The following is a 25,113-nucleotide window of genomic DNA, read 5'->3' as shown; positions in this document are numbered from 1 at the left end:
AATTATTATTATGAGAAGGAGAATTTCAAAATGAGAAGAAAAAAATTCTTAGCTGTTTTACTGGCGGCGCTTTTAGTGTTGGCGGCTCTACCAACTATGGCGTCCGCAGCTCCGGTATACGATGTAGTCGGAGTAGAGGTGGTGGACGGAACAGACGGCTGGACGCCTGTTACGGCGCCTGAAGCCGGACAAAAGCTGACGGCAAATATTTATACGACTAACCCGGATGAACCGGCGATCGGTTCCTATCCGGTGAATGAAAATGCGCGGTATAAGTGGTATTACAAGGAAAGCCCGGATACCGTGCTTGGTACCGAAGCGGTTTATACCGCAACGGCAGATAATACTAACAAAACACTGTGCGTGGAGGTGAGCGTAAACGGTTACAACGGCAAAGCGGTATGGGAAGCGCCCGGAACGGTGCGGTATAATGTAACCGGAGTAGAAGTGGTGGATGGAACAGATGGCTATACGCCCGTTGTCATTCCGAAGGACGACCAGAAATTGATTGCGAACATTAAGACGGATGACCCGGACAACGCGGTGATTGGTTCCTATCCGGCGAATGAAAACGCGCAGTATAAGTGGTATTACAAGGAAAGCCCGGATACCGTGCTTGGTACTGAAGCGGTTTATACGGCCACAACGGATAACTTTGGCAAAACGCTATGCGTGGAAGTGAGCGTAAACGGTTATACCGGAACGGCTGTATGGGAAGCGCCTAACACGGTCGGAGATAAAGATAATTATGATATAACCGGGATAGAGGTAGTAGATGGAACGGACGGCTATACGTCTGTTACTATTCCGAAATCCGGTCAGAAACTTCTTGCGAATATTAAGACGGGTGATCCGGACAACGCGGTGATCGGTTCCTATCCGGCGAATGAAAACGCGCAGTATAAGTGGTATTACAAGGAAAGCCCGGATACCGTGCTTGGTACCGGAGCATATTACACCGTAACGACAGATAATACTAACAAAACGCTGTGCGTGGAGGTGAGCGTAAACGGTTACAACGGCAAAGCGGTATGGGAAGCATCTGCGAAAGTGCCCTATAACGTGACCGGAGTAGAGGTGGTGGACGGAACGGACGGCTATACGCCTGTTACGGCGCCTCAAAATGGACAGAAGCTGACCGCAAACATTAAGACGGACGATCCGGACAACGCGGTGATCGGTTCCTATCCGGCGAATGAAAACGCGCAGTATAAGTGGTATTACAAGGAAAGCCCGGATGCTGTGCTTGGTACCGAAGCAACTTATACTGTAACGGAAGACAATGTTGATAAGGTACTGTGTGTGGAAGTGAGTGTAAATGGTTATACCGGAACGGCTGTATGGAAAGCGGATTCTGTTGTAACAAAGCCGGTTTATAGGATTCTCGGCGCGGCGGTAGTAGAAAAAGACGGTGTTACACCTGTAACGGTTCCACAGGTGGGAGATATCCTGACGGCTAATATCATTACGAGCGATTTTGAAGATCCGGTAATCGGGGCGTATCCGATCAATAAGAATGCAAAATACAGATGGCATTATGAAGATAGTGACAACGTACTTGGCACAGATCCGGTTTATACGGTAACAAGCGATAATGTCGGCAAAACGTTGTGTGTGGAAGTAAGTGTAGCAGGATACAGCGGAAGCGCTGTATGGACGGCTAAAGGAGCGGTAGAAGAAGTGTCGGTCGTAATTCCGGGCGATGTGAACAAAGATGGTCTTGTTGACCTTCTGGATATGATCCAGATCAATAACGTGATAAACGAAGAAGCGGAATTTGATGCCGATGCGTTTAAAGCGGCAGATATCAATGCAGATGGCCTGCTCGATCTTCTGGATATGATTCAGGTCAATAACATAATAAACAGCAATATCTAAAAAGCAGTAGGAAATTTGGAGGTAAATAACATGAAGAAAAAAACGATATTGTCGATTGCGTTGGCAGCCATTCTCGTGTTGGCTTTCGCGACGACAGGCATGGCGGCAGATGTTCCGGTAAAAGTAACGATTGACAATTCAAATCCAAATCCGGGAGATACGGTAAATATCACCGTATCCTGTACAGGAAATGATATAGGTGGATTTGAGGGAAAAGTCACAACGAGCGGCTTGAAATATATAAGTGATGATGGCCAATTCAGCAATGAAACGCAGCTGAGAGCGATGGGGAGCGGTAGCGTGACCTATACCTATACGGTAGAGGGACAGCCGGGAGATGCGATTAAATTTTCGCTGTCTGATGTAAAGGTTGGAGATGCAGCTGGTAGCTCTTGGCATAATCCGGTTGGAGACTTTGCCGTAAGCGGCACGGTAGAAGCGGCAGTAAATCCGCAGCCGAGCACGCAGCCGAGCGAAGACCTGCAGCCGTCCGAGGACCCGTCCGAGCCGACGCAGCAGCCGTCTGAGCCCACGGGCGAGCCGAGCGCACAGCCGTCCGATTCCCAGAACGCTGACGAACTGGACGACGTTCCGAAGACCGGCGACGCAACAACGGACCTTTGGGTGCTCGCAGTAGTTGGCATCGCAGCAGCCGCGACAGTGGCGGTCGTTGCAGGCAAAAAAGTGTTTTCTCATAAGTAATAACTTTATCCATACAATGACGCACAAGTAACCTATGAGCAGTAAGAACGCGGCGGGCGGGGATCACTCCCCGCCCTGCGGCGTTTTTGCGGGAAGAACGGAAAAGGAAGACCAATGGAGCGAAACAATAACGGATATCATAGCAATACGGGCGGCCGGCAAAGGCGCAGGGCGCAGGCCTCCCCCGCAAAGAAAAAACGGCCGGGCGGGAAAAAGAGGCTGTGGATCGTGATCATGGCAGCCGCAGCCGCGGCGGTATGCATCATCCTTGCCGCCGCCCTGCCGATGTCGCAGCCCGCGCCCCGGCCCGTGCACGTTACGACGGAAACGGCGAGCGTCAGCACGCCCGCGCCGAGCGCGGCGCCAACGGGAAAGAAGATGCTTCCCGCTATGCAGACGCTGTATGAGCAGAACAGCGATATTGCGGGCTGGATCACGATAGAGGGGACGGAGGTGGATTATCCGGTCATGTATACGCCGGAGGACGGAGAGTACTACCTGTACCGGAATTTTGAAAAGGAGGACGACCCGACGAAGGAGGGGTGCCTTTTCATCGATAAAAACTGCACGGTAGAGCCGCGCAGCACGAATCTTCTGATCCACGGGCACAACATGAAGAACGGAACGATGTTCCACACGCTCATCAGCTATCAGGACGAGGCGTTTTATAAGGAGCACCCGACGATACGCTACAGCACGCTCTATGAGGAAGAGGAATACGAGATCGCGGCGGTATTCCTGTCGAAGATATACAAAAAGAGCGAAACGGACGTATTCAAATTCTATCAGTTCTATGACGCGGAGACGGAAGAAGAATTCGATGAATTTGTGCGGAGCATCAAGGAGCAGGAGCTGTATGAAACGGGCGTGACGCCGGAATACGGCGACGAGCTCATCACGCTGACGACGTGCGAATATTCGCAGGAGAACGGCAGAATGGTTGTCGTAGCGCGCAAGGCGGAAAAGGAAGCGCAGGCTGCGGAAACGGCGGCAGGCTGAACGGAGGGAAGGGATATGCGGATCAAGGCGACGACGGTCTACGCTGTAAGGATATTGGGGTTCATGATGCGTCGGCCCGGGGTCACGACGGTAAGCGAACTCGTCCGGGGCGTCGGCATCACGCACCAGTACTGTATGAAGATATTGAACGAGCTGCGGCACGCGGGGCTGGTCGTATCGGAGCAGGGCTGCAAGGGCGGCTTTCGGCTGGCGGCGGAGGACGGGATCATCACCCTGTATGACGTCGTGGCGCTGTTCGAGCCGGAAAAGCAAAGTGAGAAAGGCTGGAAAGCCGCGGAGGGAGACCTTTTCCACAGCCATCTTCTGAAAATATGGGAGGAAAGCGTGGAAAGGCTGAAAGGGCTGAAGCTGAAAGAGATCTATGCGGGCTGTTCCGCAGAAAAAACATTTTGATTTGACCGCGGCGCTTTTTATGTGCAGATATAAAAAGCGCCGTTTTTATTTGGAAAGATTTCTGGACGGCATATTTTATGATATAATAACCATGCTATGAATAAGATGAACTTGCCAAAAGCATTGGAATTTAAAAAAATATTGGAACGGCTCGCGGAAAAGGCGGTTTCCGGGCCGGGAAAGGAAGCGGCACTTACGGTATGGCCGGAATCTGCTTTTGAAGCAGCGGAGCTTTCCATGCGGAAGACGATGGAAGCGGAAACGATGCTCATCAAGCGGCCGGGATACCCGATGCGCGCTTTCTCAAATATCGAGGCAGAGCTCAGACGGCTGAAAACGGGCGCGGCCCTTTCCTGCGGCGAGCTACTGCGCGTTGCGGGGGTGTTCCGCGCGGCGAAAGCGGCGGGTCCGCTCGCCAAGCCTGCAAAAGACGAAAACGTCACGCTCATTCCAGAGCTTGCGCGCGGGCTTTATTATGACGGAGCAGCGCTGAAGCGCATCACAGACTGCGTCCTTTCGGAAGACGAGCTTGCAGACGAGGCGTCCCCGGAGCTTGCGCGTATCCGAAAGGCAATGCGCAGGGAGAACGAATCGATTCGGGAGAAGCTGCAGTCTATGATTCGTTCGCAGAACGATTCCAAATATTTACAGGATGCGATCATCACCCAGCGCGGTGGCCGGTTTGTCGTACCCGTCAAAGCGGAATACCGGGGCAACGTGCCGGGGATCGTACATGAAAGAAGTGCTTCCGGTGCGACGCTGTTTGTAGAGCCGGCAGGCGTCGTAGAGGCGAATAACCGTATTCGGGAATTGGAGGGAGAGGAGGCACGGGAGGCAGCCCGTATCCTTGCGGAACTCACCTCTATGCTGTATCCATACCAAAAAGAACTGCGGGAGGATATCGAGATATTGACCGAGCTCGATCTGCTTTTCGCAAAGGCCTCGCTCGGCCTTGAAATGAAAGCCGTTCCGGTCACGTTCGAGCGGAAGAAAAACCTTGAGATCAATGAGGGCCGGCACCCGCTGATCGATACGCAAAAGGTGGTTCCGGTCACGGTGCACATGAAAAACGGCATACATGCACTGGTGGTGACAGGGCCGAATACAGGCGGAAAAACGGTCACGCTGAAGCTCGTCGGCCTGTTTGCGGCAATGGCGCAGGCCGGATTTTTCATCCCGGCGAAATCGCCCGTGCGGCTGCCTGTGTTTGACGGTATTTTTGCAGATATCGGAGATGAGCAAAGCATTGAACAATCCCTCTCTACATTTTCCGCGCACATGAAGAGTATTATTTTTGCTTTGAAGCATGCGCACGGAGCTTCCCTCGTGCTTTTGGACGAGCTTGGAGCGGGCACGGACCCGCAGGAGGGAAGCGCGCTTGCGCAGGCTGTCCTCGCGGAGCTGGATACTAAGGGCTGTACCATTCTTGCGACGACACACATCGGCGAGCTGAAGGTGTTCGCGGGGGAACGGGAAGGGTTTGAAAACGCCAGTATGGAATTTGACGCGGCGACACTCACGCCGACGTACCGTCTGCTGATGGGAGTGGCCGGGCGCTCCAATGCGCTCTCTATTTCGCAAAAATTAGGGTTGCCGAAGCATGTGCTCCAGAATGCACGAAATTATATGAACGAGGAACATGTGGAATACAGCAGACTCATTGAGAACGCGGAAAAGGCGCAATCCCGTGCGGACCGCATGATGAATCAGGCTTATCAGGCGCTGGAGGAAGCAAAAAAACAGCGCCGGCGCGCGGAAGAGGAAGCGCAGCGTCTGAATGAGAAGAGAAAGAAAATGCTCGAACAGGCGAATGAAAAGGCCATTGAGATCATAAACGAAGCCCGCAATACGGCGGAGGAAGCGATTAAGGAGACGCGCAGGCTTAGAAAACAGGACGAATCGCAGCGGACAAAGACCGTTCAAAAGGTACGCGATAAGCTTGAACATAAGAAACAGTATATTGAAAAACACAAAAAGCTGCAGAGAAAGGTCAAAACACTGCAGCCGGAGGACATCCATGCGGGCGATACGGTGACGATCGTTTCCATGGATGCGCCTGCAACAGTGCTCGAGCCGCCGAATGGGAGAGGAATGGTGCGCCTTAAGGCGGGCATCATGACGGTGGAGCTCCACTATACAGAGCTTGCGGCGGGAAAAGGGCAGGAACAGAAGCAGGCGGCGGAGCGCATGTCGCGCATCACGCTCAGCCGGGGCAAGGCGGTGCCGCTGGAGCTTGACCTGCATGGGCAGGCGGTAGACGACGCGCTTATCATACTGGATAAATATCTGGACGATGCGTTTCTGGCTGGCCACCATGAGGTGCGGATCGTGCACGGACGCGGAACGGGAACGCTCCGCAACGGCGTTCAGCAGTATTTGCGCACCCATCCGCATGTTGCAAAACAGAGGCTGGGAGAATATGGCGAAGGCGGGATCGGTGTGACGGTGGTCACCCTGAAATGATACCGGCCGGTCTGGGATGACAAAGGAGTTTTTGATGATCATAGTAAGCGCCTGTCTTGCAGGCAAACCATGCAGATATGATGGAGAGGCAAGGCCGAATGAAGAAACCGTGCGTCTCGTACGCGAGGGAAAAGCAGTATGCGCCTGCCCGGAGGCAATGGCCGGGCTTACGATACCGCGTCCTCCGGCCGAAATATGCGGAGGAGACGGTTTTGACGTTTTAAGTGGAAAAGCCGGTGTTTATAATAAAGAGGGAGCGTGTATCACGCAGGATTTTATAGAAGGGGCGCAGAAGTTTTTACAATATGCACAGAAAATAGGAGCGGAAGAGGTATGGCTGAAAGCCAAAAGCCCGTCGTGCGGCACGAGCCGCATCTATGACGGTTCCTTTCAGGGCGTGCTTCGCGAGGGCTGCGGCGTAACTTGTGCGCTTCTCAAGAAAAATGATATAAAAGTAGTGGAAATTCCATAAAGCCACCCGGGAATAAAGGAGGAGTTGGATGAAACAGAATATTTTAGTGATCGATGACGATAAAAATATTCGCGAGGTAGTAAAGCTATACCTGCGCAAGGAGGGATATGAGGTCACGGAAGCGGCGGACGGTGCGATCGGCGTGGACCTGTTTTTCGGCAAGCAGTACGATCTTGTGATCCTCGACATCATGATGCCGGTTCAGGACGGCATTGAGACGATCAAGCAGATTCGCGCAAAGAGCAACGTGCCTGTAATCATGCTGACGGCAAAAGGCGAGACGTTCGATAAGGTACTCGCGCTCGAGCTCGGCGCAGACGATTATATCGTAAAACCGTTTGATCCCAAAGAACTCGTTGCGCGCGTAAAGGCGGTCATCCGGCGCAGTACGCAGGATGAAAAAACGGATATTCTTGAATATCCGGATCTTAAGATCGATATGCAGAACTATCAGGTGATTTATGAAGGCAAGGAGCTGCAAATGCCGCCCAAGGAAATCGAGCTGCTGCATTTTCTCGCCTCACGTCCCAATAAGGTGTTCACGCGCGACCAGCTTTTAGAGCAGGTATGGGGATTCGAATATTTCGGCGATTCCCGCACGGTCGACGTGCATATCAAGCGTCTGCGCGAGAAATTCAAAGACGGGGAGCCATGGCAGATCAAAACGGTGTGGGGCGTTGGATATAAATTCGAGGTCTGACCCCGCGCGCATAAAAGTGTGAAAGAAGCGGAATGATCTGTATGCGCTGCATACAGATTATTTCATATTTTTTTCATATATTTGACATAAAGAAGGCCTATAATGACCGGAGAAGGAAACGAAAAGACGGGAAGAGCGGATGATTAAAACCATTTTTGGCAAAATAATGCTGCTGTTTATGGCGATCATTATGATAGCCCTGCTTTTGTCCGGCCTTATGATGAGTCAGGTCGTACGCAATGCCTATCTTGACGACAGCAAGCAGCAAATGACGGCGACAGCGGACGATGTGGAAAATTTAGTGAATCTTTATTCCAAAGGCGTGCTGTCCTTTTCCCAGCTCAATGAGCAGATCGCCGCAAAAGCGAAAGCCGACAATAATGCGATATGGGTCATCAACAGCAATCTGTTCGGGTGGCTGATGGAAGACCCGAGCGGCCGTACGAGCGTCACGAAGGAAGAGATACAAACCTATTATGAGGACATGATCACGGAACTGAATAAGGGAAATACTGTGCGCAAGATCACCGAAGCGAACAATGTATTCAATACACCCGTGCTGACGGTGGCAACGCCGGTCGTGAGCGGCGGCCAGATCGTAGGGTATGTTTTTGTTCATAAGCAGGTCTATGAAATGGAGCAGTCTCTTATGGCAATGTACCGGCAGATCGTGCTCGCCGCAGGCATATCGGCGGCACTTGGGATCGTATTGACGTATATTTTTTCCAAGAGTATGCTGCGGCCGCTTTCAGTGGTGACGCTCGGCGCACGTCAGCTTGCAAAAGGGGATTTCGATATCCACCTGCGGGTCAGTTCAAAAGACGAGATCGGGCAGCTCGCCTATACGTTCAACAGCGTGGCGCGGGACCTGAAAAAGTATGAGGCGTCGCGCGAGAGCCTGATCGCTAACGTATCTCACGAGCTCAGGAGCCCGCTTACCTCCATACAGGGGCTGGTACAGGCGGCTCTGGACGGAACGATACCAAAGGACGAAATCGACCATTATCTGGAAGTTGTGCTGGACGAATCAAAACGGCTGAATCTTTTGATTACGGACATGCTCGACCTTGCGAAGATCGAATCGGGGCAGTTCCCGATGCAAATGGAACGCATAGATATCGGAGAGCTGATACGCCGCGTGCTGATCTCCTTTGAAAGTAAGATCAGCGCGAAAAAGCTGGAAGTCGAAGCAGCACTCATGGAAGAGAAGATATATGTTTTAGCAGATATGAACCGGATCACACAGGTGTTGCACAATATCATGGAGAATGCAATCAAATTCGTTCCCGAAAATGGAACGCTGCGCGTGTCGGACGAGGTGCATGGCGACAGCGTGTGGGTGAGCGTTAATAATTCCGGTGAGCCGATCCCGAGCGAAGACATTCCCTATATTTTCGACCGGTTCTATAAGATAGACAAATCGCATACGCGGACGAAAGAGGGAACAGGCATCGGCCTTTCCATCGTCAAAAACATTTTAAAGGCGCATGGGCAAAAAGTTTGGGTGACGTCAAACGAACAGGACGGAACGACGTTCACCTTTACGCTGAAAAAAGCGAATTGAGCCATCTCAAAAATCAAATGCGTTTTTTCATTTGTTCATACATTTTTCATATAATTCGCGTATGATAATAATTGGAAATAAACGGTCTGAAGAAGGCGGCCGCGAGGAGGAAAACAGTTATGGACGAGAATGGGTTCAATCAGTATAACGGCGGGCAGGATACACCGCCCGGACAGGGACAGCCCTATAGTTATAGCGGCTATGGAGCGCCGCAGCCGGGTATGGCAGGACAAGGACCAGCAGGAGGAGAGCCGGCCCCTCCAAAGAAAAAAAGAAAATTTCCCAAGATATTGGTAGCCGCAGCAGCGGGCGTCGTAGCAGGCGGGCTCATTACCGGTTTTCTGATCGTACCGGCAATAACGGGGCAGTGGGTGCAGAGCAGCGGTCTGCAGCAGCTCCCGACAAAAGAGGAACAGGCGCAGGCAAATGCGGCGGAAGAAGCGCCGAACCTCGGCGGAGAGGCGGAGAATATCCAGAATACGCAGAATCCTGCAGTAGAGATCGCGGAAAACCTGTCGGGCAGCGTAGTGGGCATTACTGCTTATAACAAGCAGCTTGTTTCCGGGCAGGAGCCGGTAGAACAGGCGCTCGACGCAGGCACAGGTTTTGTGATATCCGAAGAAGGTCATATCCTGACCAATAATCATGTAGTCGCAGATGGAAACCTCATCAAGGTAACGACGCCTGACGGGCAGGAGCACATTGCGGAAAAGATCGGCGGAGATGCTGCCACGGATATCGCGGTCATACAGGTGGAGGGGCTCGGTATCAAAGCCGTACCAATAGGAGACAGCGATTCCATCAAAGCAGGCGAGCTCGCAGTCGCCATCGGGAATGTACGGGGAACGACGTTCAACAATTCCGTTACGGTCGGACATGTGAGTATCGCGGAGCTGGAGGTAGCACTCGACGGAAATAAAATGACGATGATCCAGACGGATGCTGCAATCAATCCCGGAAACTCCGGCGGCCCCCTTATTGGAGAAGACGGCAAGGTGATCGGTGTCAATACGGCGAAAAAGTTTTATTCCGGAATGGACGCCAACGGGAACCTGCTCGATTCGGAGGGAGTAGGATATGCGATCCCGATCAACCGGGCGGTCAGCATTGCACAGCAGCTGATTGAAAACGGCAGCATCCCGCGTGCGGGGATTGGAATCACCTATACGCTGATATCCGAGATCGATGCAAAGCTGTGGGATACGCCGCGCGGCGCTCTTGTGGTCGACGTTACGGCGGGAGGGCCTGCGGATCAGGCAGGGCTTCAGCAGAATGATGTGATCACGGAGATCGACGGGGTCGACCTTACGACAGGTGCGGATATGCCTGTCCTATCTGAAAAAGCAGTAGGGGAAACGATAACGGCCAAGGTATGGCGGGAGGGCAAGGAATATTCCGTGGAATTCACCCTCGCGGATATGAACAATCTTGGATGAAAAAGAGCCGTATGCCTAAGGCGGCAGGCTGAAGTATAGAACGGAGAAGAAAGGCACGGGGAACCGTGCCTTTTGTGTTTGCCCGAATAAAAAGTTATGGAGAAAGGTATTTATGCGCGGAGTATGCTATAATAATACAGATCAAATGAATTCTGAGGCGGCGGTTTTATGGAACAGGAGATATATTTAGATAACGCGGCGACAACGAAGCCGTTAGAGCAGCTAAAGGACGTTTATGCGGAATATGCCGCGGAAATGTGGCAAAACCCCTCTGCGTTGTATGCGGGAGCCACGCGCACGCAGAAAAAGATCGACGAGGCAAAGGAAACGCTGCTCCGTGCATTCGGCGCGCAGGAACATAAATGCTTTTTTACAAGCTGCGGTTCAGAGAGTGCGAATACGGTCATTTTACGTGGGGCAAAGCAAAAGAAAGCGATGCACTATGTATGCGGGGGAGCGGAGCACCCGTGCGTAGAGGAAAGCTTTAAGCTTCTTCAGAGCGCGGGATGCGAGGTGACCTTTGTGCCCACGGACAAAAACGGCGTGACTGCCCCGGAGGCAGTCGCGGATGCGGTGAATGAAAACACTGTGCTCGTCAGCATTATGCATGTCAACAACGAAACAGGAGCCAAAAACGATGTGGAACGCATCGCATCACTCGTAAAAGCAAAAAATCCGAATGCCCTGTTTCATTCGGACGGCGTACAGGCCTTTTGCCGGGAACGGCTGCAAAACACTTCGAGCATCGATTATTATACGGTCAGCGCGCATAAGCTGCACGCGCACAAGGGAACGGGCGCCGTATTCTATAAGGAGCATACGCCACTCAAGCCCTATATCCTCGGGGGAGGACAGGAAAGCGGCCTGCGGTCAGGAACACAGAATAATCTGGGTATCTTCAGCTTTGCGGCAGCAGTGGAATATTTTGAAAATAATCCGGCAGAAGAAAAGATACAGGAGATAAGGAGGGTGTTTTTGAACGAGTGTTCAAAAATACCGGATACCGTTATCCTGTCGCCGCAGGAGGAAGAACGGTCCTGCGGACATATCATAAGCATTTCTGTTCTAGGTGTGAACGGGGAAACGCTGCTGCATACGCTGGAAGCGCAGGGGATCTATATTTCGACCGGTTCGGCCTGTTCCTCCAAAAAGGGGAAGAGCCGGATCGCAGCAGCGCTCGGCCTCACGCCGGAAGAGGCGGCAGGCGCTGTGCGTATCAGTTTTTCGCCTTTCACTACGAAAGAGGAAGTGCGCGCCGCAGCGGACGCGATCGCAAAAAATGCCGCGCTTCTGCGCAGGTTCACACGGAAATAAATTTATGATGAAACGGGAGAGAAAAGTATGATATTACTGGTTCGTTATGGAGAAATACATTTAAAAGGCCAAAACAGGCCGCATTTCGAATCCCTGCAGTTAAAAGCGATCAAACGGGCGCTGCGGGAATTTCCGAATGCTGTGACACAAAAAGGATACGGGCGTTTTTATGTGACGGGCCTTACGGAAGAAGAGATGCCGCGCGCGGTGCGGGCGGTGTGCAAGGTTTTCGGGATCCATTCCGTTTCTCCGGCGGTGGAAATGAAGAAGGATATCGACTCCATCGGCGAAACGATGATTCGCCTTGTGCGGGAGTATATGGAGACAAAAGGAATCAAAGAGGCAAGCTTCAAGGTGCAGGCGAAGCGTGCAGACAAGCGGTTCCCGCTTTCCTCGATGCAGCTTGCCGCCGAGCTCGGCGGACGTATTTTAGAAGCAGTGCCGGAGCTTTTCGTAGATGTACACGAGCCTGATTTCAACGTTTACGTAGAAGTACGGGAGCAATGCTATGGATATGTGGATATCATCCCGGCTGTAGGAGGGATGCCTCAGCATTCGAACGGGCGTGCTATGCTGCTGCTTTCCGGCGGGATCGACAGCCCGGTCGCCGGATATATGATAGCCAAGCGTGGAGTGGAGATCAACGCCGTACACTATCACAGCTTCCCCTATACGAGCGAGGCGGCAAAACAAAAGGTGATCGACCTTGCGAAGCTCGTGTCGGAATATGCGGGCAGGATACATCTGAATGTGGTCAGCTTTACGGATATCCAGACGCAGATCTATGAAAAGTGCCCGCACGAGATGCTCGTTATTATCATGCGGCGTTTTATGATGCGCATTGCGCAGAAGCTTGCCGAAAAATGCGGCGCGCAGGCCATCGTTACGGGGGAGAGCATCGGGCAGGTCGCGAGCCAGACGATGGAAAGCATGTATGTTACGAACAGCGTCGTTTCCATGCCTGTGTTCCGGCCGCTGATCGGTATGGATAAGCTCGATATCATCGGTATCGCAGAGAAGATCGGAACCTATGAAACGTCCATTCTGCCGTACGAGGATTGCTGCACGGTATTCGTTCCCAAGCATCCGCTTACGCGGCCGAAGCTTGACCGCATCGCAGAAGCAGAGCAGGCGCTTGATATCGATGCTTTGGTAGAGGAGGCAGTTGAAAGCGTAGAGCATATCGTCATTGGCTGAACGGAAGAGAGGATCAATGCCGGAATTACCTGAGGTAGAAACAGTCAGACGGGTATTGGAGCCGCAGCTCGCCGGACGGCTGATCAAAAAAACAGTAGTAAATAGACCGGAGGTCATCGGCTGGCCCCGGCCGGAACGGTTCTGTGAAGGCGTTGCGGAGCAGCACATCACGGGACTGGAAAGGCGGGGCAAGTTTTTGTTGGTATGTCTTGCGGGCGGAACGGTCGTCGTGCACCTCCGTATGACGGGCAGGCTCGTTGCCGTACCCTCCGGCTTTCCGGAGGAAAAGCATACGCATGTCGTTTTCCATCTGGATAACGGAACGGAGCTGCGGTTTATCGATACGCGCCGCTTTGGAAAGCTTTGGTGGATACCGGACGGAGAGGAAGACCGGTTCAGCGGGCTTGGAAAATTAGGCCCGGAGCCGTTCGGAACTGCGGCGGATGCCGGATATTTACAGGCAGTGTGCGGAACAAGGAAACGGGCCGTCAAAGAATGCCTGCTTGATCAGAGCATCATCGCCGGGATCGGAAATATCTATGCAGACGAGATTTTGTTTGCATCGCATATCCGGCCGGATAAGCCTGCCCGCTCTCTTTCCGAAGCGGAATGGAAAAGCCTTGCGAAAACCATTCCTGAACGGCTGAATTATTTCATCGAAAAAAATAGGGTCACGCCTGCAGAATATCTTGCCGGAAAGGGAAAGAAGTACCGCAATACTCCATTTTTGCAGGTATACGGACGGAAAGGGAAGCCTTGCCCGGTGTGCGGTGCTGCCCTCTGCCGTATAGTCATTGCGGGTAGGGGAAGCGTTTTTTGCCCGCACTGTCAGAAATAATGCATGGGGAAGCTGTGTGCAATTCTGGATGCGCCGATACAGGAATATATAGAAAACAGGAAATGTTCGTCCAATCTATCATAGCTTCCATTTTGCAGGATAAAGCTTGGCTCCCATAAGCGGGTTGGTTTTTCCCGAGGGGTTCCTTAATGATCGGACCAAAAAGGGAAGCGCGTGACCGCGTTTCCCTTTTTGTATCTGTTTTCCTTATTTCATCATTTCGAGCTTTAAGTCCTGCGGGCGTATCCATCCGGCTTTTCGCATGAGCGCTGCAAAAATCAAAGTAAAGATGGCCGGAAGTACGAAATGGACAAGGGCGATCTCGAGGATGAGCATCGGTGCGGGCGTCGCAGAGCTCATGGCAGCCCACGCACCAAACTGACCGACAAGGCCGGAGGTTCCCATGCCCGCGCCGGTCGGCGTATTCGTCATTTGGAACACCATCGTTGAAATAGGACCTACGATCGCAGATGCAATGATAGGGGGCAGCCATATCTGCGGGCGGCGCAGGATATTCGGAACCTGAAGCATCGATGTGCCGAGGCCCTGCGCCAGAAGGCCGCCCCAGCCGTTTTCTTTGAAGCTCATGACCGCGAAGCCGATCATATTGGCACAGCAGCCGGCAACTGCAGCACCAGCTGCAAGTCCGCTGATCCCCATCATGATGCACAAAGCGGCGCTGCTGATGGGCAGGGTGAGCGCCATGCCGACCAATACGGAAACGATAATACCCATCGGAAGCGGGGCAAGGACGGTCGCCGAATTGATGACCTCGCCGAGCCACGTCATGAACGTATTGAGCGGCGGCCCGACCAAAAGGCCGATAAAGCCGCCTGCAAGGATCGTAACGATGGGCGAAACGATGATGTCGACGGGCGTTTTGCCTGAAACGAGGCGGCCGACTTCAGCACCCACGAGCGCGGCCACATAGGCGCCGACAGGACCTCCCATGGCGTAACCGAACGCGCCCGTTGCCGCAGACGAAAAAATGACGAGAGGCTTGTTTTTCAAACCGTATGCGATCGCCACGCCGATCGCGGCGCCTACCACAGGCGACTGCGCGCTTAGTACCTCCGTAAATTGCGATAAGACAGAAAGTCCGGGGATCGTCGCAAGCTGTGAAATGATCAGCCCAATGATAAGACTGGAGAAAAGACCGAGCGCCATCGCGCCCATTCCATCGATGAACCAGCGTTTTGCATATTTTTTGATCGCTGCTGTTGCGTTTGCATGATTTTGCATAAAAAAATACCTCCCAAAAAGTTCATATTTGTTGCAATCAGCAAATATCGGTACTTCTCGAGCGGTACGTATACCGGAAACTATGTTTCACGACCCGGAAATCATGTGTCTTGAACTGCACATGATACCAATCAGCGTGTTTTATTATACAGAAAATCACTCTGCGATGCAAGTAGTGTTTGTGAAAAAAAGCTCAGCCTTTTTTCTGCTTCTTCTGCGGGAGAGGAAGGAGGACAGTAAAGCACGTTCCCTCTCCAAGGCGGCTGCGGACGGAAATTTTACCGCTACAGCTGTCTAAGATCTGTTTTACGATCGCAAGGCCAAGACCGTTTCCCTGTTTGGAATGGGAAGGATCACCCTGATAAAATTTTTCAAAGATACGGGGCAGGGCTTCTTCTGCGATCCCTGCGCCGTTGTCTGCGATCTCAGCCCTCGCAAAGGCGCCGTCGTTTTCGAGACGGACACGCAGCAGACCGCCGTCGTGTGAAAATTTGATAGCATTGGAGAGCAGGTTGATCCATATCTGCTGGATCATTTCCTCATTTCCCACATAGCGTATGGACTGCATCTCGATATCGAGCTCGATGTTTTTTTTGCTCCAGTCGTTTTCGAGCAGCAGCAGGGTCTTGCGAATCTGCTCGTCGAGAGAAAATTCGGAATCCTGTTCGGGTATCGCTTGATTTTCCAGCCGGGACAGGCGCAAAAGATTGGAAGAAAGCTTAGCGAGACGGCCGCTCTCGCTAATAATAACATCGGTATATTCATCAAATTCTTCAGGGGATAGGTCTTTGGATTTCAAAAGGCGCGCAAAGCCTTGAATAGAAGCAATAGGCGTCTTGAATTCGTGAGATACGCTGCTCACAAAATCCTTTCGCAGATATTCCATATTTTTCAGCTCGCGCGTCATCAGGTTAAAGTGGTGCGCAAGCTGGCCGACCTCGTCACACGATTCATAATCCACGGTCACGTCAAAATTACCTTTGGCAACTTCTTTGGTGGCCTGTGTAAGGCGCTTTACGGGCTTTGTCACCTGCATGACGGCTACAAGGATCAGAATAGCGCCGATCGATGCGCAGAACAGGAGTGCCGTCAGGGAATTGCTGCGGAAATAGGTCAGCTCATTGTTATCCGCATGCGGCGTCATCACTATATAGGAATCCCGCACTTTCAGAAACGCATAGGGAAATCGGTCTCCGTCCCGCGGTGCAAAATATATGGTGTTCTCTTTGAGGGAAGCAAGATTTTCAGAGGCTACACCTCCGGGCGGCGCGGCCGTATCCGGGTCATAAATGCTGATGGAATAAAAGGGGCTGGCGACCGTATCGAGTATCTCATCCATACTCAGGTCTGTGTCGGAAAGCCGGACGATATTTTCGGAGGTCGTCATGATCTGATTTTTCATTTCGCTGAGGATCGCCGACTGCACAACGCCGGACGCAAGAATCAGCGCGCCGGTGCATGCAATGAGCAAAATGCCCACGAATACGAACATGAATTTCAGCTGGATCGAGTGGAAATGCCTCATACGTACCGTTCCGCCTTGTAGCCGAGACCGCGTATCGTAATGATCTTAAATTCGGAAAGCTCTTCAAATTTTTCGCGGAGTCTCTTGATGTGCACATCTACTGTACGTTCGTCTGCTTCGGCATCCATCCCCCATATTTCGTCCATAAGCTGCTGGCGGGTGAAAATTTTTTTTGGATAGGAGAGCAGCTTGAATAAAAGATAAAATTCCTTTTTGGGAAGCTCATACAGCCTGCCGTGCGCGTGTACGGTAAGGCTGTCGTAATCGAGGAGGATATCGTCGCCGATCTGCAGCTTATGCTCGTTGGCGATATTCGCTCTGCGCAGGAGCGCGGCGACACGGAGCAGCATTTCCTCCATGTCGATCGGCTTGACCATATAATCGTCCGTTCCGGCAAGAAAGCCTTTCTTTTTATCCTCAAAGGTCTCCTTTGCCGTCACCATCAGGATAGGTATAGTGAACCCTGCGGCGCGTAATTCCTCCACCAATTCATAGCCGTCGATGTTCGGCATCATGATGTCGCTGATCATCAGGTCGATATGCGTGGAATCCAGAACGGTGAGCGCTGCTTCGCCATCCTCTGCATGATAGACCTCATATCCCTCCTGCTCGAGATAAGCGGCCATGAGCCGCCGCAGGTTTTTATCATCCTCTACAACCAGTATATGAAACATAGAAAACTCCAGCCAGTATATTTTTTACTATAGTATAGCACGATTGTGAATTGAAAATGAAGCGGCTTTCACTGCTCCCTGATCATAAAGGACAGCGTCGCGTTCTTTTTTGCAAACATTAAAATTTGGCACTATTTGTTTAGGCTGCGGAGGAGGCGTTACATATATGCATAATGATTCATGAATGGTCCACACTTGCGGACACGGTTTCAAATTTATTTTTTAGGAGTGATAAACATGCTACATACGAACAAACGGTTAAAAGAGGATCAAACAGATTCCCTGAATCTCGCGATTTTTGGAGCAGATGAGGGAATGCCGAAGAATGCTTTGAACGAAAAGCCGATTCCGGCGGAGGCGGCATACCGCCTCATTAAGGACGAGCTGATAGACGAGGGGAACGCCCGGCAGAATCTTGCGACCTTCTGCCAAACCTATATGGAGCCGGAAGCGACGAAGCTGATGGCTGAAACACTTGCGGTGAATGCGATTGATAAATCGGAATATCCGCAGATGACAGAGGTGGAGAACCGCTGTGTCAATATCATAGCGGACCTTTGGAACGCGCCGGAAGGAGAGGCGATGGGCACATCCACCGTGGGCTCCTCCGAGGCGTGCATGCTCGGGGGGATGGCTATGAAATTCCGTTGGCGTGAACTCGCAGAAAAAGCAGGGATCGATACGAAAGCAAAAAAACCGAATCTGGTCATTTCCTCCGGCTATCAGGTCTGCTGGGAAAAATTCTGTGTTTACTGGGATATCGAGATGCGTCTCGTTCCGCTCGATGAGCAGCATATGAGCATGAATATGGATACGGTCATGGATTATGTGGACGATTATACCATAGGGATCGTCGGGATCCTCGGTATTACCTATACGGGGAAATTCGACGACATCAAGAAGCTGGATAAACTGGTAGAAAAGCATAACAAATCGGCAAAGGTACCGATCGGTATTCATGTGGACGGCGCCTCGGGCGGACTGTTCGTGCCGTTTACGGATCCTGAGCTCGAGTGGGATTTTCGTTTGAAAAACGTACATTCCATCAACGCTTCCGGACACAAATACGGCCTCGTCTATCCGGGTATCGGATGGGTATTGTGGAAGAGCAAAGAATATCTTCCGGAAAAACTCATTTTTTATGTAAACTATTTGGGCGGGGAGCAGCCGACGATGGCGATCAATTTCTCGCGCTCCGGCAGTCAGATCATCGGCCAGTACTATATCTTTCTGCGGTATGGGCGGGAAGGGCTTCAGCTCGTACAAAAGCATACGCAGGAGGTTGCGCTGCATATTACGCAGGCAGTCCGCGATATGGGGATTTTTGAGATCTACAACGATGCGACGAACATCCCGATCGTGTGCTATAAGCTGAAAGATCCGGGCAAGCATAAATGGACGCTTTATGAACTGGCGGACAGGCTGGCGATGAAGGGCTGGCAGGTTCCGGCCTATACGCTGCCTGAGAATATGACGAACGTTCTGATTCAGCGTTATGTGGTGCGCGCGGACCTTTCCTACAACATGGCGGATTCCCTCATTCAGGATATGAAGATGGCTATCGAATACCTTGAAAAGAATACAAAAGAAGAAGCGCCGGGCAAGCAGAAGAGCGGCGCACAGGGCTTTACGCATTAAATGAGCTCCGGACGCTTTACGGCGCTCCGGCAGATCGATAGCTTGGGCAAGGTCTGCGGCTCTTCCGCCGCAGCCCCGGCCCGAATGAAAGAAAAAGAGTATGGAAATTTTTTCCAAAGGAGGTAATTTATGAAAAGTGTTGTGTCTGCCGCATCCGGTAATAAGCATTTAACACTGTTCGGATTTTTTGCGATCACAGCTTCCATGGTCATGACCGTATATGAATATCCGACGTTCGCATCCTCCGGATTTTCACTTGTATTTTTCCTGATCCTCGGCGGCGTTTTATGGTTTTTGCCTGTAGCGCTCTCCGCCGCGGAAATGGCGACCGTAAAGGGCTGGGATACCGGCGGCGTTTACACATGGTCTGGAAATATGCTGGGTGAGAAATGGGGATTTGCGAATATATTTTTCCAATGGTTCCAAATCACGGTAGGGTTTGTGACAATGATCTATTTCATATTGGGGGCGCTTTCCTATGTCTTGAACTGGGATGCGCTGAACAGCAACCCTGTGATCAAATTTATCGGTGTTCTGGTCATTTTCTGGGCGCTGACCTTTTCCCAGTTCAAAGGAACAAAATTTACGGCAAAGATATCAAAGATCGGATTTATATTCGGTATTATGATCCCGGCCATCGTGCTTTTCGCATTGGCGATCGGTTTCTTTACAACGGGAGGCAAGAGCCTCGTGCCGCTTGACGCAAAAGCGCTCATTCCGGATTTCACGAAGCTCGACACTCTGGTGGTGTTCGTGTCCTTTATCCTCGCTTATGCGGGAATCGAAGCGTCAGCAACGCATGCCAATGAAATGAAGAATGTGAAAAAAGACTATCCGGTCGCCATCATCATATTGGTGATTTTAGCGATCGTGCTCAATACGATCGGTGGTACCTCGATCGCCGCCGTAGTGCCGGAGAGCCAGCTTGGGCTTTCCACCGGCGTCATTCAGGGCTTTGAAGGCTTGGTGCACCATTTCGGAAGCGGAATGGACTGGATCGTCAGTATCATTGCGGTCCTTATTGCAGTCGGTGTGATCGCGGAAGTCTCCGCATGGGTGGTCGGCCCGTCGTGGGGCATGCTCGAAGCCGGAAAGAACGGGCTTTTGCCCAAAAAGCTGTCTGAAACGAACAAGCATGGAGTACCGACAAAGTTCCTGCTCCTTCAGGGCGTTATCGTAACGATCTGGGCGGCTGTACTTACGTTTGGCGGCGGCGGCAGCAACGTGTCGTTTTTCACGGCCATCTCGCTCACGGTAATCATTTATATTGTCGGTTACATCATCTTTTTCCTTGCCTACATCAAGCTGGTCAGGAAGCATGACGATCTTCCGAGGGCGTTTGAAATATCAAAGAAAAAGCCTGTAAAATTGATTATGGCGGTCATTGGCCTTGCGGTCTCTATTTTTGCCTTGGTCATCTCGTTTGTTCCGCCGTCTCAGCTTACCGGGCAGAATGCCGCTGCGGATTATCTGACGATCCTGATCATCAGCTTCGCAGTAGTCATATTCATTCCGTTCATTATCTATCATTTTATGCGGAAGAAAAATCCGCTTCCTCCGGGGGTGAAGATGCCGCAGACACATGAAGCTTCGGCAGAAAACGCCGCACCAGCGGATGGAAGCGGCAGTACACGAACGGCGCCTCATGCAGCCCCGGTAGGACAAAAGCCAAAAGAGCCGTAATGGGATAGCAGAGTGATCAAAAAATGCCGGGGGGATTTCCCCCCGGCATTTTTGCGTTCAGAGCGCGCACACGTTGCACGCCCTTACCTTACTGCTCCTCGCATCAAGCTCCGTATCGAACGTGACATGCTGACCGTCATTTAACGCTTTATAACCGTCCGTCTGGATCGCGGAAAAATGTACGAATACATCCTCTCCCGTGCTGTCGTTCGTGATAAATCCATATCCCTTTTCTGCGTTGAACCATTTTACCGTACCATTATTCATTGTGGTACCTCCTGAAATTAGTATTTGTAACGATGTAAAAAGAAAAACCCCATATTTCTGTAAACCATGACGCAGGATGATTTACACAAATACGAGGTCAATCAACTACATGAATACAATATTATTATAACATTTTCGGACGGAGAAGTCAAATTTTATGAAAAAAATAGTTCCGGCAGTTGACATATATCACGATACGATATAAAGTATATCGTAATGTGATATATATGAGGAAAGGAAAAATGGACGGGAAAAGAGCGGAAAACCGATATATCCCCATGAGTGAAACGATGTTCTATATTCTGTTTTCGCTGCGCAGGAAGCGGCATGGCTATGGGGTCATGCTGCACGTGGAGGAGCGTACGCATGGCAGGCTGCGTATTGGAGCAGGAACCATGTATCAAAGCCTGTCAAAGCTTGCGGGAGACGGGCTGATCCGCCCGGCGGGAGAAGAAGGACGGCAAAAGAAATATGAGATCACCGCGCTTGGCGAAACGATCTTGAAAAAAGAGGCGCGCCGGCTGCGGGAGCTATACGAAGCCGCGGAGGAACTGTTATGAAAACAACGAAAAGAGCGTGGTGGACGCCATATAAATACGCCGTGCCCTCCGATTGGGAACATTTTATGGAAGATATGGCCGCGCAGGGCTGGAACGTAGACAAGATACGGCAGAGCAGCTCTTTTTGCATGGTGTTCCGTAAAACGGAGCCGAAGCGGTACCGATATGTAATGGACCTCAATGCCTTTCCAAAAAAGGACTATACTGCGACCTTTGAGGCGTTCGGCTGGGAGCTTGTGGGGAAGATGGCGAGCGAGTATATCTGGCGGAAAGAATATGAGGGCGAGCGGCCGGAAGCGTTCAGCAGCGAGGAGAGCAGGATAAAACGGTCGATGAATATTATAAACGTGCTTCGTATCTTATTGCTTCTGATGCTCGCCGGGGCGGGGATAGTCACAGCGGTTCGGATAGCGGCTCCGCAGTATTTCAACCGTCCGGAAGAATATGCGGCGCCCGTTGTGATCTTTGGGGCAATGGCGGTATTTTTGGGGATATTCATCGGGAAGATATACCGAAAGCGGGAATATTGAAGCCTGCTACAGAAAACGGGCGATATCCACATGGTTCTCACGCAGGCGGACGAGAAACGCTTCACGATAGACGATACCAGCGGAAAAACGGTAGGTTTTGGCTGCCGTTTCCATCAGAAAAAGCCTGCGGGTGACGGTAACATGCCGGATATCCTTGAAATAGACCTGCCTTTTTCGTCCAAAGATGTTATAGGTCATCACATATTCGGAAAAGACCTTGATGCGCCATACGAGGGCAAGAAGCAGGACATATACGCCGCATGCGGCGAGGATGGAAAGAAGGATAACGCCCGTCCAGTCAAACGCATGCCAGATGAGGAGCAGCAGCAAAACGCAGGAGAGGAAACAGAAAAACACTACCGCGAGCCACACGAATACGCGGGGATAGCGGACAGTAAAATCCTGCCCTGCAGACAGTGCGGGAACACGCTCGTTTTTTCCGGCGGTTAAAATAAAATTGACCGCCACCGCGATGAGCACGGCGGCGAGGATGATTTGAAAAGCTGCTGACATGCCTGCGCTTCCTTTGTTGTTATTTTACCCTGTTTATTATAGCATAGAGAAAAGAGAAACGGAAAGCGGTCGCTATGTTTTGAAACGGTGTAAAAATATTTGCGCAGTCTTCTTGATAAAGTGATAAAATAGAAATAGAAATGTTTGGTTCTCAAAAGGGGGTTATACAAATGGTAACAGCTGAACAGGTGCAGCGTTTTTTAGGGAGCGCTTTTATCCAACGCAGCCTAAAAAAGCTGTCGGAGGCCGAGGGGGACGGCCGGATGCGTATAGACCACTTGATGGCCGCATACGCGCGGGAGGAGAAAAAACAGTTCAGGAATATTCCGTATCATATTTTGCTGTCTTTTCTTCCCTTGTTTTTTAAAGTGAAACGCAGCGAGATCGAAGAGACGTTTGCGCAGCCGTTCTACCGAAAGGCGATCTGTAATATTGCGAACAGCCTGCCGGAGTTCGGATTGAGTGCGCCGCAGTGCTTTTCTTCGCCTATCCTGATCGTGTGGAATTTTACAAATATCTGTAATCTGCGCTGTGTGCATTGCTATCAGGACGCGCATAAAGCGCTGCCTGACGAGCTTACGCTGGAGGAACGTCTGCATGTGATAGACGAAATGGATAAAAACTATGTGGCGTCGCTGGCGATCTCCGGCGGGGAACCGCTGATGCATCCGGATTTTTGGAAAGTAGCGGAATACGCACACCAAAAGGGCATTTATCTTTCCGTAGCGACGAATGGAACGCTGATCGACGAGGAAACGGCTGCGCGCCTCCACGAGGTCGGCGTAGATTATGTCGAGATCAGCGTGGACAGCGTAGACCCGGAAACGCACGATACGTTCCGCGGCGGGAAGGGGCTGTGGGATAAAGCAGTGCAGGGCATCAAAAACTGTGTGGCAACGGGAAAGCTCGACGTAGGTATGGCGTCCACCATTACGCGCCGGAATTTCGGAGAATTAGACGCGCTTATTGACCTCGCCACGTCGCTGAAAGTAAACTCTTTTTACGCATTTAACTATATTCCGGCAGGACGGGGAAAGAGTATAGAGGAAGAGGACCTTACTCCCGAAATGCGGGAAGAGATGCTGCATAAGCTGCATACGGCGCTGCTTGATGATAAAAAGGTGGATACGTTTTCCACCTGCACGCAGTATGGGCGTTATTGTATCGAAAATGCACCGGACGATAAAATAATCGTGAACCATTACGGGGCGTTCAAAGGACAGCAGGCAAAAATGCTCTGCGAATATATAGGAGGGTGCGGAGCCGGAAGATTGTACTGCGCGCTCCAGCCGAACGGTCTTGTAACGCCTTGCGTTTTTATCCCGAAGGTAGTAGGCGATCTGCGGAAGCAAAGTCTGAACGAGGTATGGCATGAATCGGAGGTCATGCAGCAGCTGAGGGACCGCACACTGCTGGAGGAACACTGTGTATCGTGCAAAAACCGCACCATTTGCGGCGGCTGCCGCGCACGGGCGTATGGCTATTATGACGACTATCTGGCGCCCGATCCGGGCTGTATCTACAATACAGAGGCATGGAACAGCCTCGCAGGAATGAAATAATGGCGGCAGGAGAAGCGCTCGCACACTGCACATTATGTCCGCACGCGTGCGGAACAAACAGGCTTTCGGGGGAAAAGGGAGCCTGCGGCATGGATGCCCGGCTGCGGATAGCGCGGGCGGCGCTCCACTTCTGGGAAGAACCGTGCATTTCAGGAACGGCAGGCTCCGGGGCTGTGTTTTTTTCCGGATGCCCTCTTCACTGCGTCTATTGCCAGAATGCGGAAATCAGCGAAGGCAGGGCGGGCGCAGTGGTAAGCACACGCCGCTTGGCGGATATCTTCCTCGAGCTTCAGGAAAAAGGGGCTGTGAATATCAATCTTGTCACGCCGACACAGTATGCGGTGCAAATCAGGGAGGCGCTTTGCGATGCGGACAAAAGAGGGCTTTCCATTCCTATCGTTTATAATTGCGGCGGATATGAAAGCGTACAGGCCCTCCGAATGATAGAGAGCAGCATAGATATTTATCTTACGGATTTCAAATATATGGATAGGAAGCTGGCCGGACGTTTTTCGCATGCGGAAGATTATCCGCTGTGTGCGCGGGAAGCGCTGAAAGAAATGGTGCGGCAAAAGGCAGAGGCTGTGTTCGATGAGACGGGTATGATGAAAAGAGGCGTGATCGTCCGGCATCTCTTGCTTCCGGGCTGCCTCGAGGATTCCAAACAGGTCGTACGCTATTTATATGAAACGTATGGAAACGATATTTATATCAGCCTGATGCGCCAGTATACTCCTGTGCATGCCGAAAACCTGCCGGAGGAATTACGCCGTACGGTGTGCACGGAGGAATATGAAGAATTGGTCGATTATGCGCTTGCGCTTGGTGTGGAAAATGGATTCCTTCAAGAGGAAGGAACGGCAAGCGAGAGCTTTATTCCTCCCTTTGATCTTACAGGAGTGCTGGAAAAGACGCGGAGATGAGGAAAATAAAAAGAAGACA

General features: G+C 51.5%; 23 protein-coding genes. 18 read left to right on the top strand and 5 right to left on the bottom strand.

Going from position 1 to position 25,113, the window contains the following annotated elements:
- The first annotated feature begins 30 nt into the window (after positions 1 to 30).
- The 12 genes from PUP29_RS05160 (at position 31) to mutM (ending at position 13,977) form a co-directional block, all read left to right on the top strand.
- Positions 31 to 1,878, top strand: coding sequence for a dockerin type I repeat-containing protein (locus PUP29_RS05160; RefSeq protein WP_353423954.1), 1,848 nt, complete (start codon positions 31 to 33; stop codon positions 1,876 to 1,878).
- Positions 1,879 to 1,908: 30 nt separating this feature from the next.
- Positions 1,909 to 2,580, top strand: a complete 672-nt coding sequence (locus PUP29_RS05155) for a hypothetical protein (RefSeq protein ID WP_353423953.1) — start codon at positions 1,909 to 1,911, stop codon at positions 2,578 to 2,580.
- Positions 2,581 to 2,694: 114 nt separating this feature from the next.
- Positions 2,695 to 3,579, top strand: coding sequence for a class B sortase (locus PUP29_RS05150; protein ID WP_079546838.1), 885 nt, complete (start codon positions 2,695 to 2,697; stop codon positions 3,577 to 3,579).
- A 15-nt stretch (positions 3,580 to 3,594) separates the two neighbouring features.
- Positions 3,595 to 3,993 carry an RrF2 family transcriptional regulator gene (locus tag PUP29_RS05145; RefSeq protein ID WP_079546839.1) on the top strand — a complete coding sequence of 133 codons (399 nt, stop codon included), beginning with the start codon at positions 3,595 to 3,597 and terminating at the stop codon, positions 3,991 to 3,993.
- A gap of 96 nt (positions 3,994 to 4,089) precedes the next feature.
- A complete protein-coding gene (locus PUP29_RS05140; RefSeq protein WP_079546840.1) occupies positions 4,090 to 6,456 on the top strand; it encodes an endonuclease MutS2 in 2,367 nt (788 codons plus the stop codon).
- Between the two features lie 34 nt (positions 6,457 to 6,490).
- Positions 6,491 to 6,928 carry a DUF523 domain-containing protein gene (locus tag PUP29_RS05135; RefSeq protein ID WP_079546841.1) on the top strand — a complete coding sequence of 146 codons (438 nt, stop codon included), beginning with the start codon at positions 6,491 to 6,493 and terminating at the stop codon, positions 6,926 to 6,928.
- A gap of 28 nt (positions 6,929 to 6,956) precedes the next feature.
- Positions 6,957 to 7,628, top strand: coding sequence for a response regulator (locus tag PUP29_RS05130; RefSeq protein WP_079546842.1), 672 nt, complete (start codon positions 6,957 to 6,959; stop codon positions 7,626 to 7,628).
- 139 nt (positions 7,629 to 7,767) lie between these two features.
- Positions 7,768 to 9,192 (top strand): sensor histidine kinase, encoded by a 1,425-nt coding sequence (locus PUP29_RS05125; protein ID WP_079546843.1) that lies wholly within the window; start codon positions 7,768 to 7,770, stop codon positions 9,190 to 9,192.
- 119 nt (positions 9,193 to 9,311) lie between these two features.
- Complete coding sequence (locus PUP29_RS05120) at positions 9,312 to 10,628, top strand: S1C family serine protease (protein WP_079546844.1); 1,317 nt, start codon at positions 9,312 to 9,314, stop codon at positions 10,626 to 10,628.
- A gap of 168 nt (positions 10,629 to 10,796) precedes the next feature.
- Positions 10,797 to 11,942 carry a cysteine desulfurase family protein gene (locus tag PUP29_RS05115; RefSeq protein WP_079546845.1) on the top strand — a complete coding sequence of 382 codons (1,146 nt, stop codon included), beginning with the start codon at positions 10,797 to 10,799 and terminating at the stop codon, positions 11,940 to 11,942.
- A 27-nt stretch (positions 11,943 to 11,969) separates the two neighbouring features.
- Complete coding sequence (gene thiI, locus PUP29_RS05110) at positions 11,970 to 13,139, top strand: tRNA uracil 4-sulfurtransferase ThiI (protein ID WP_079546846.1); 1,170 nt, start codon at positions 11,970 to 11,972, stop codon at positions 13,137 to 13,139.
- Between the two features lie 16 nt (positions 13,140 to 13,155).
- Entirely contained in the window at positions 13,156 to 13,977 is an 822-nt protein-coding gene (mutM, locus tag PUP29_RS05105; RefSeq protein ID WP_353423952.1) for a bifunctional DNA-formamidopyrimidine glycosylase/DNA-(apurinic or apyrimidinic site) lyase, read from the top strand.
- Between the two features lie 207 nt (positions 13,978 to 14,184).
- Here the strand turns inward: mutM and PUP29_RS05100 are convergent, their stop codons facing one another.
- The 3 genes from PUP29_RS05100 to PUP29_RS05090 all read right to left on the bottom strand — a co-directional run bounded on the left by PUP29_RS05100 (position 14,185) and on the right by PUP29_RS05090 (position 17,418).
- Entirely contained in the window at positions 14,185 to 15,219 is a 1,035-nt protein-coding gene (locus PUP29_RS05100; RefSeq protein WP_079546848.1) for a PTS transporter subunit IIC, read from the bottom strand.
- Positions 15,220 to 15,412: 193 nt separating this feature from the next.
- Positions 15,413 to 16,744 carry a HAMP domain-containing sensor histidine kinase gene (locus PUP29_RS05095; RefSeq protein ID WP_079546849.1) on the bottom strand — a complete coding sequence of 444 codons (1,332 nt, stop codon included), beginning with the start codon at positions 16,742 to 16,744 and terminating at the stop codon, positions 15,413 to 15,415.
- Positions 16,741 to 17,418, bottom strand: a complete 678-nt coding sequence (locus PUP29_RS05090) for a response regulator transcription factor (protein WP_079546850.1) — start codon at positions 17,416 to 17,418, stop codon at positions 16,741 to 16,743. The genes PUP29_RS05095 and PUP29_RS05090 overlap by 4 nt, the downstream gene beginning before the upstream one ends.
- A gap of 237 nt (positions 17,419 to 17,655) precedes the next feature.
- Here PUP29_RS05090 and PUP29_RS05085 point away from each other — a divergent pair, with 237 nt between their 5' ends.
- Together PUP29_RS05085 and gadC are read left to right on the top strand one after the other, a co-directional pair.
- The gene (locus PUP29_RS05085; RefSeq protein WP_079546851.1) at positions 17,656 to 19,056 is read left to right on the top strand and encodes a glutamate decarboxylase; all 1,401 of its coding nucleotides are present in this window, start codon (positions 17,656 to 17,658) and stop codon (positions 19,054 to 19,056) included.
- Positions 19,057 to 19,185: 129 nt separating this feature from the next.
- Positions 19,186 to 20,739, top strand: coding sequence for a glutamate:gamma-aminobutyrate antiporter (gene gadC, locus PUP29_RS05080; protein ID WP_079546852.1), 1,554 nt, complete (start codon positions 19,186 to 19,188; stop codon positions 20,737 to 20,739).
- A 57-nt stretch (positions 20,740 to 20,796) separates the two neighbouring features.
- On the opposite strand, the gene PUP29_RS05075 is transcribed toward gadC, so the two are convergent.
- Positions 20,797 to 21,006, bottom strand: a complete 210-nt coding sequence (locus PUP29_RS05075) for a cold-shock protein (protein ID WP_079546853.1) — start codon at positions 21,004 to 21,006, stop codon at positions 20,797 to 20,799.
- 242 nt (positions 21,007 to 21,248) lie between these two features.
- On the opposite strand from PUP29_RS05075, the gene PUP29_RS05070 reads away from it, so the two are divergent.
- Together PUP29_RS05070 and PUP29_RS05065 are read left to right on the top strand one after the other, a co-directional pair.
- The gene (locus PUP29_RS05070; protein WP_079547844.1) at positions 21,249 to 21,566 is read left to right on the top strand and encodes a PadR family transcriptional regulator; all 318 of its coding nucleotides are present in this window, start codon (positions 21,249 to 21,251) and stop codon (positions 21,564 to 21,566) included.
- Positions 21,563 to 22,096: a DUF2812 domain-containing protein gene (locus tag PUP29_RS05065; RefSeq protein ID WP_079546854.1), complete on the top strand. Its 534-nt coding sequence runs from the start codon at positions 21,563 to 21,565 to the stop codon at positions 22,094 to 22,096. Before PUP29_RS05070 ends, PUP29_RS05065 begins: the two co-directional genes overlap by 4 nt.
- Before the next feature lie 6 nt (positions 22,097 to 22,102).
- Here the strand turns inward: PUP29_RS05065 and PUP29_RS05060 are convergent, their stop codons facing one another.
- Positions 22,103 to 22,609, bottom strand: coding sequence for a DUF6560 family protein (locus PUP29_RS05060; RefSeq protein WP_079546855.1), 507 nt, complete (start codon positions 22,607 to 22,609; stop codon positions 22,103 to 22,105).
- Between the two features lie 170 nt (positions 22,610 to 22,779).
- Between PUP29_RS05060 and PUP29_RS05055 the strand changes: the two genes are divergently transcribed.
- Positions 22,780 to 24,171, top strand: coding sequence for a radical SAM/SPASM domain-containing protein (locus PUP29_RS05055; protein WP_353423951.1), 1,392 nt, complete (start codon positions 22,780 to 22,782; stop codon positions 24,169 to 24,171).
- Positions 24,171 to 25,094: a 4Fe-4S cluster-binding domain-containing protein gene (locus PUP29_RS05050; protein ID WP_079546857.1), complete on the top strand. Its 924-nt coding sequence runs from the start codon at positions 24,171 to 24,173 to the stop codon at positions 25,092 to 25,094. The genes PUP29_RS05055 and PUP29_RS05050 overlap by 1 nt, the downstream gene beginning before the upstream one ends.
- Positions 25,095 to 25,113: the final 19 nt, after the last annotated feature.

It is taken from the genome of Christensenella massiliensis, from assembly GCF_040409835.1.
Taxonomy (GTDB): Bacteria; Bacillota; Clostridia; order Christensenellales; family Christensenellaceae; genus Christensenella; species Christensenella massiliensis.
This window is presented reverse-complemented; position numbering and strand designations above follow the sequence as displayed.

Coding starts and splice junctions, on each gene's coding strand:
- PUP29_RS05095 (WP_079546849.1), bottom strand. CDS start 16,744: ATGAGGCATTTCCACTCGATCCAGCTGAAATTCATGTTCGTATTCGTG.
- PUP29_RS05135 (WP_079546841.1), top strand. CDS start 6,491: ATGATCATAGTAAGCGCCTGTCTTGCAGGCAAACCATGCAGATATGAT.
- PUP29_RS05065 (WP_079546854.1), top strand. CDS start 21,563: ATGAAAACAACGAAAAGAGCGTGGTGGACGCCATATAAATACGCCGTG.
- PUP29_RS05150 (WP_079546838.1), top strand. CDS start 2,695: ATGGAGCGAAACAATAACGGATATCATAGCAATACGGGCGGCCGGCAA.
- PUP29_RS05100 (WP_079546848.1), bottom strand. CDS start 15,219: ATGCAAAATCATGCAAACGCAACAGCAGCGATCAAAAAATATGCAAAA.
- PUP29_RS05060 (WP_079546855.1), bottom strand. CDS start 22,609: ATGTCAGCAGCTTTTCAAATCATCCTCGCCGCCGTGCTCATCGCGGTG.
- PUP29_RS05090 (WP_079546850.1), bottom strand. CDS start 17,418: ATGTTTCATATACTGGTTGTAGAGGATGATAAAAACCTGCGGCGGCTC.
- PUP29_RS05115 (WP_079546845.1), top strand. CDS start 10,797: ATGGAACAGGAGATATATTTAGATAACGCGGCGACAACGAAGCCGTTA.
- PUP29_RS05145 (WP_079546839.1), top strand. CDS start 3,595: ATGCGGATCAAGGCGACGACGGTCTACGCTGTAAGGATATTGGGGTTC.
- PUP29_RS05125 (WP_079546843.1), top strand. CDS start 7,768: ATGATTAAAACCATTTTTGGCAAAATAATGCTGCTGTTTATGGCGATC.
- PUP29_RS05155 (WP_353423953.1), top strand. CDS start 1,909: ATGAAGAAAAAAACGATATTGTCGATTGCGTTGGCAGCCATTCTCGTG.
- PUP29_RS05050 (WP_079546857.1), top strand. CDS start 24,171: ATGGCGGCAGGAGAAGCGCTCGCACACTGCACATTATGTCCGCACGCG.
- PUP29_RS05085 (WP_079546851.1), top strand. CDS start 17,656: ATGCTACATACGAACAAACGGTTAAAAGAGGATCAAACAGATTCCCTG.
- PUP29_RS05120 (WP_079546844.1), top strand. CDS start 9,312: ATGGACGAGAATGGGTTCAATCAGTATAACGGCGGGCAGGATACACCG.
- mutM (WP_353423952.1), top strand. CDS start 13,156: ATGCCGGAATTACCTGAGGTAGAAACAGTCAGACGGGTATTGGAGCCG.
- PUP29_RS05075 (WP_079546853.1), bottom strand. CDS start 21,006: ATGAATAATGGTACGGTAAAATGGTTCAACGCAGAAAAGGGATATGGA.
- PUP29_RS05070 (WP_079547844.1), top strand. CDS start 21,249: ATGGACGGGAAAAGAGCGGAAAACCGATATATCCCCATGAGTGAAACG.
- PUP29_RS05140 (WP_079546840.1), top strand. CDS start 4,090: ATGAATAAGATGAACTTGCCAAAAGCATTGGAATTTAAAAAAATATTG.
- PUP29_RS05130 (WP_079546842.1), top strand. CDS start 6,957: ATGAAACAGAATATTTTAGTGATCGATGACGATAAAAATATTCGCGAG.
- gadC (WP_079546852.1), top strand. CDS start 19,186: ATGAAAAGTGTTGTGTCTGCCGCATCCGGTAATAAGCATTTAACACTG.
- PUP29_RS05055 (WP_353423951.1), top strand. CDS start 22,780: ATGGTAACAGCTGAACAGGTGCAGCGTTTTTTAGGGAGCGCTTTTATC.
- thiI (WP_079546846.1), top strand. CDS start 11,970: ATGATATTACTGGTTCGTTATGGAGAAATACATTTAAAAGGCCAAAAC.
- PUP29_RS05160 (WP_353423954.1), top strand. CDS start 31: ATGAGAAGAAAAAAATTCTTAGCTGTTTTACTGGCGGCGCTTTTAGTG.